This is a genomic window from Microbacterium sp. (assembly GCF_047607225.1).
Taxonomy (GTDB): Bacteria; Actinomycetota; Actinomycetes; order Actinomycetales; family Microbacteriaceae; genus Microbacterium.
On record NZ_JASGDO010000034.1, the window covers coordinates 1 to 5,505 of the forward strand.

Annotated in this window: 7 protein-coding genes; 6 read left to right on the top strand and 1 reads right to left on the bottom strand. The window is 71.0% G+C overall.

Annotation, left to right across the window (positions count from 1 at the left end; genetic code table 11):
- The 4 genes from QM591_RS06510 to QM591_RS06525 form a co-directional block, all read left to right on the top strand.
- Positions 1 to 582, top strand: a 582-nt coding sequence (locus tag QM591_RS06510; RefSeq protein ID WP_415130791.1) for a TetR family transcriptional regulator, incomplete at its 5' end; no start/stop codon positions are given.
- 20 nt (positions 583 to 602) lie between these two features.
- On the top strand, positions 603 to 890 hold the full coding sequence (locus QM591_RS06515; protein ID WP_415130793.1) for a DUF4287 domain-containing protein: 288 nt from the start codon (positions 603 to 605) through the stop codon (positions 888 to 890).
- Positions 891 to 898: 8 nt separating this feature from the next.
- Entirely contained in the window at positions 899 to 1,624 is a 726-nt protein-coding gene (locus tag QM591_RS06520; protein WP_415130795.1) for an ABC transporter ATP-binding protein, read from the top strand.
- Complete coding sequence (locus QM591_RS06525) at positions 1,621 to 2,355, top strand: ABC transporter permease (protein WP_415130797.1); 735 nt, start codon at positions 1,621 to 1,623, stop codon at positions 2,353 to 2,355. Before QM591_RS06520 ends, QM591_RS06525 begins: the two co-directional genes overlap by 4 nt.
- A gap of 21 nt (positions 2,356 to 2,376) precedes the next feature.
- Here QM591_RS06525 and QM591_RS06530 read toward each other — a convergent pair whose 3' ends face one another.
- A complete protein-coding gene (locus QM591_RS06530; protein WP_415130799.1) occupies positions 2,377 to 2,808 on the bottom strand; it encodes a MarR family winged helix-turn-helix transcriptional regulator in 432 nt (143 codons plus the stop codon).
- Between the two features lie 35 nt (positions 2,809 to 2,843).
- Here QM591_RS06530 and QM591_RS06535 point away from each other — a divergent pair, with 35 nt between their 5' ends.
- Together QM591_RS06535 and QM591_RS06540 are read left to right on the top strand one after the other, a co-directional pair.
- The gene (locus QM591_RS06535; RefSeq protein WP_415130801.1) at positions 2,844 to 4,634 is read left to right on the top strand and encodes a DUF2207 family protein; all 1,791 of its coding nucleotides are present in this window, start codon (positions 2,844 to 2,846) and stop codon (positions 4,632 to 4,634) included.
- Positions 4,635 to 4,659: 25 nt separating this feature from the next.
- Positions 4,660 to 5,394: an SDR family NAD(P)-dependent oxidoreductase gene (locus QM591_RS06540; protein ID WP_415130803.1), complete on the top strand. Its 735-nt coding sequence runs from the start codon at positions 4,660 to 4,662 to the stop codon at positions 5,392 to 5,394.
- The last annotated feature ends 111 nt before the right edge of the window (positions 5,395 to 5,505 follow it).

Sequence of the window (5,505 nt, forward strand, 5' to 3'; positions counted from 1 at the left end):
CCTCGCCGGCGGGGGCGGCCTCGCGGGCGGTCGGACGCGCGCGAGCGCATCCTCGCCGCCGCGGCCGACGAGTTCGGCGCACGGGGGTACGACGCGACCACGATCCGCAGCGTGGCCGCCCGCGCGGAGGTGGACTCCGCGCTCGTCCACCACTACTTCGGCACGAAGGCCGACCTGTTCGCCGCCGCCGTCGACGTGCCCGTCCGCCCCGATCTCGTCGTCCCCGCGATCCTCGCGGGCGACCGGGAGCGGTGGGGCGAGGCGGTCATCTCGTTCGTCTTGGAGCAGTTCGAGCGCCCCGAGGTGCGCCGCCGCGCCGTCGTGCTGCTGCGCACCTCCCTCGGCAACTCCCTCGCGACGCCGCTCATGGTGGGGTTCCTCCGCCGCGAGCTGCTCGCGCGTATCGTCGCGGAGCTCGACGTCGACGACGCGGAGCTGCGCGCCGGGCTCGTGGCCTCGCAGATCGTCGGGCTCATCGTCGCCCGCTACATCGCCAAGCTCCCGGGCATCGCCGACGCGTCGCCCGAGGATCTCGTCGCGCGGATCGGGCCCACCGTCCAGCGCTATCTCACCGCCGGGTGACCGGCAGCGAAGGAGCAGTCATGTCGTTCCAGGCCTACCTCGACAACATCGAGACCAAGACCACGATCACCCCTCGGCAGTTCATCGCGCTCGCCGAGGAACGCGGCTTCGGGCCGGGAACGAAGGCGGGTGAGATCGTCGCGTGGCTCGGGGAGGAGTACGGCCTCGGCCGGGGTCACGCCATGGCGCTCGTCCACGTGATCACGAAGGGGCCGAAGATCGACGCGAAGCACGTGGGCGGCACCGGCACGCATCGAGACGCGTCCGACACGCTGTGGCTGGACGGGAAGGACTCGCGCCCCGCATAATTCATCACATGATGAATAACGCGAGTGCCGTCAGCGTTCGCGGTCTCCGCATACGACGGGGATCGCGTCTCGTGTTCTCGGACTTCTCGGTGGACATCGCCGCGGGAGCGATCACGGGACTACTGGGTCCGTCGGGGTGCGGCAAGACCACGCTGCTGCGAACGATCGTCGGGGCGCAGCACGTCGATGACGGAACCGTGACCGTGCTCGGCGCGCCGGCCGGGAGTGCGTCGCTGCGTCATCGCGTCGCGTACGACACGCAGGCCGCGTCGGTGTACTCCGACCTCACCGTGCAGCAGAACCTGCGCTACTTCGCCCGGCTCCTCGGGGCTGCGCGCTCGGACGTCGACCGCGTGATCGCGGCCGTCGGCCTCGAGCCCGAGCGTCGGCGGCTCGTGGCCTCCCTCAGCGGCGGGCAGGCGGGCCGGGTGTCGCTCGCGGTCGCCATGCTCGGATCGCCCGAGTTGATCGTGCTCGACGAGCCCACGGTGGGTCTGGATCCTGTGCTGCGCGAAGAGCTGTGGCGCGTGTTCCGCTCGCTCGCCGACGAGGGCGCGACGCTGCTCGTGTCCAGCCATGTCATGGACGAAGCGGCGCGCTGCGACCGGCTCCTCCTCCTCCGCGAGGGCAGGCTCGTCGCCGACACGACGCCCGAGGCGCTCCTCGCCGAGACGGGGGCGCCGGATGCGGAGACGGCGTTTTTGCGCCTCATCCGACGGGAGGAGGCGGCATGAACGTGGCGCGGCTGCTTGCGACGACCGCGCGAGTGCTGCGGCAGCTCAGTCACGACCCGCGATCGCTCCTGCTGCTCCTTGTCGCGCCGAGCCTTCTCGTCGGCCTCTTCGCGTGGGTGTTCAGCGAGAGCGAGGGAGCCTTCGACCGCATCGGCGGGCCACTGCTGGCGCTCTTCCCCTTCGTCGTCATGTTCCTCATCACCTCCATCACCACGTTGCGTGAGCGTCGGAGCGGCACGCTGGAGCGACTGCTGACCACGCCGGTCGCCAAAGCGGACGTGATCCTCGGATACGCCCTCGCGTTCGGCCTGCTCGCGACACTTCAGGCGATCGCCACCGTGACGTTCGCGGTCGCCGTGTGCCGGCTGAGCGTTGCGGGCCCCGTGTGGCAGCTGGGAGTCGTGGCGGTCGTGGACGCTCTCCTGGGAACGGCGCTGGGGCTGCTCGCCAGCGCGTTCGCCCGCACGGAGTTCCAGGCAGTGCAGTTCATGCCCGTGCTCGTCTTCCCCCAGATGATCCTGGGTGGCCTCTTCATGCCGCGGGACCAGATGCCCGAGGTGCTCTCCGCCGTGAGCGATGCGCTTCCCTTGAGCCATGCGATCGACGCCGTCTCGGCGGTGGCGTCGGGAGCCGCGGCCGGCGAGGTCTGGCGGCCGGTGCTGGTGGTCGCGGCGTTCACGGTCGGTGCGCTCGCCGTGGCGGCGGCGACGCTTCGGCGGCGCACCGCCTGAGGATGGCTCAGCGGGGGTGGCTCAGCGGGCGTCGTCGCGGAGCTTGGCGGTCAGTTCCCGGAGGTGGGCGAGCTCGTCATCGGTCAGCACGGCCATCCGCTCGGCGATGGTCTGGCCGTGTCGGAGCGCGATGCGCCGGAAGATCCCGAGGCCCGTCTCGGTGGCACGAACGACGGCGCCGCGACCGTCCTGCGGGTCTGGACACTTGGAGATGAGGCCCCGGGCGACCATGCGATCCACCAGGCGCGAGACGCTCGGCTGGCTGATGAGCATGTTCGCGGTGACGTCCCGCAGTCGCGCGGAGTTCTGTTCGCCGCGGGCGACGGTCAGCATGACGTCGTACTCGGCCTGGCTGAGTTCGGCGTCGAAGTCGGCGCTGATCTCCTCCAACACCTCGTGCTGCGCCCGGAAGAGACTCTCCCAGGCGTCGATGGCGAGGCGGCGGTCCGTCATGGCGTCCACTTTATCCCGCGCCTAGGCTGGCGGACATGAGGCGATTCTCCCGTGCGCTCACCATCGTGTTGCTGGCCGTGATCGCGGGTGTCGGCGTCTTCGGAGCTCCCTCGCCGGCGGCGGCCGATGTCGACGATTTCCGCTTCGACGAGATGACGGTGGACTACACGCTCACCCGAGACGACGACGGCACGAGTCGCCTTCTGGTGGTGGAGCGGTTCGTGGCTCGGTTCCCCGATGCCGATCAGAACCGCGGGATCCGGCGGGCGATCCCCGACACCTACAACGGTCAGCCGCTGCATCCGCGACTCGTCTCGGTGACGGATGAGAACGGCACTCCGCGGCCGGCGGAGACCGAGGAGGACGACGGCGTCTTCGCCATCGTCTCCCGGTCGGACACCTATCTCCGAGGAGTGCAGACCTTCCTCCTCACCTACGAGCTGGAGAACGTGACCTGGAGCTTCCCCGACACCGGGCTCGAGTTCTACTGGGACGTCAACGGGGTCGATTGGGCACAGCCGTTCGGAACCGTGACCGCCCGGCTCCACCTCGACAGCGAACTCGCCGCTCGCCTGGCGGGCAGGATGGCCTGTGCACAGGGCGCGCAGCAGAGCACCACTCCGTGCGCGGGGATCGACCAGGAGCCGGCGACCGACGGGGTGGTGATCACGGCGCGCGCGGAGAACCTCGGCCCGCGGCAGACGCTCTCGCTCGCGGTCGGATTCGAGCCGGCGACCTTTACGACGTTCGACACGTCGTTCGTCGCTTCTCCCGCCGGATGGGTGCAGGTCGCCGGTGGTGTGGGGCTTCTGGGGGCAGTCGGGCTCGCGTTCCGGGCTCGACGCCGGGCGCTCGCCGATGAGCCGGGCCGTCCGACGATCATCGCCGAGTACACACCGCCACCGAACGTCGATGCGCTCGAGAGCGCGGTGCTGCTCGGCCAGACCTCCAAGGCGATCCCGGCCGAGGTGCTGGAGCAGGCCGTGGTCGGCTCGATCCGGATCATCGAGGGCCCGGCGAAGGCATGGGGTGGTCAGCGGCTCATCGCGGAGCTCGTGGATCCTTCCCGCGCCGACGGGGATGGCCGGATGCTCCTGGACGGGCTCTTCCCCTCGGGGGTTCCGGGGGAGCAGTACGAGTTCGGGCGGCAGGACACCCGGTTGTCGAAGGTCGCGCAGAAGATCCTGGCCGCGGCAGACAAAGCCCTCACCGATCAGGGATTGCGCCGTACGGTTCCGTTCGGGTCGCGGGCGTGGCCGATCCTGGCGGCGGTCGTGGCCGGCGCGGTGGTCGTCGCGTCGGGGGTCGTCGCCCTCGTCGGTTACGTCTCTCCCGGCGTGCCGGTGGTGCTGATGGTCGCCGCGGGCCTCATGTTCGCCGTGGTGATCGCGCTGGTCGCGCGCCGCCCGTTGACAGCCGCCGGGGCGGAGACCCGCGACCACCTGCGCGGGCTGAAGGAGTTCATCGCGTGGGCGGAGGCTGACCGCATCCGGATGCTGCAGTCGCCGCAGGGGGCGGAGCGCGTGGGCGTCGACGTCGACGATCCGCGGCAGATGCTCCGGCTGTACGAGCGGCTGTTGCCGTACGCGGTCGTCTTCGGTCAAGAGAAGGAGTGGTCGAAGCACCTCGCGGTGCTGTACGCGGCCGCCGGAGTGTCGGCGCCCTATTGGTACGTGGGCACCGGCGCCTTCGACGCGTCGTCGTTCTCGTCGGGCATCGGGTCGTTGTCATCGGCGGCGATGTCGTCGTCGTCGACCTCGGGCGGGTCGGCCGGCGGCGTGAGCGCGGGCGGTGGAGGCGGCGGAGGAGGAGGCGGCGGCGTGTAGTGGCCTCCGGTTCTAGAGTCGAACCATGGCGGAACGCACTGTCCTGATCACCGGCGGCACGCGTGGCATCGGCCGCGCTCTGGCTCTGCGGTTGGCCGCGGACGGCATCGACCTCGTGCTCGGCTACGCACACGACGAGGGGGCTGCTTCCCAGACGCAGGCGGAGGTCGAGGCGCTCGGGGTGCGCTGCGCGACCGTGCGCGCCGACCTCTCCACCGAGACCGGCGTCGACGAGCTCTTCGACCGTGCCCTGGCCGCCGTGCCTCGGCTCGACGGCGTCGTGAGCAACGCCGGCGGCACCTTCCACATCGGGCCGCTCGTGGACACTCCCGTCGACGTCATCCAGCGGGTGCTGGATCTCAACCTCAGGGCAGCGATCCTCGTGGCACGCCGGGCGGTGGGGGCGCTCCCCGAGGGAGGAGTGCTCGTGAACGTTTCGTCCGGCGCTGCAACGACGGGCTCGCCGGGGGAGTACGTGCATTATGCGGCGGCCAAGGCGGGCGTCGACGCCCTGACGAAAGGCCTTGCGATCGAAGCAGCGGCCCACGGGGTGCGCGTGGTCGGTGTCGCTCCGGGCACGACGGAGACCGACGTCCACGCCGACGCCGGCGACCCGGGCCGCCCCGCTCGTGTGGCATCGCGCCATCCGATGGGGCGCGTCGCCCACCCCGAGGAGATCGCCGAGGTGATCGCCTTCGCGTTGTCGCCGGCGGCGAGCTACGTCGCGGGAACGACGATCCGGGCCACGGGCGGTGCCTGACGGCCTCTGCGCGGCAGCGCGCGGGTGACTCTGCGCGGCAGCGCGCGGGTGACTCTGCGCGGCAGCGCGCGGGTGACTCTGCGCGGCAGCGCGCGGGTGACTTGGCGGGGC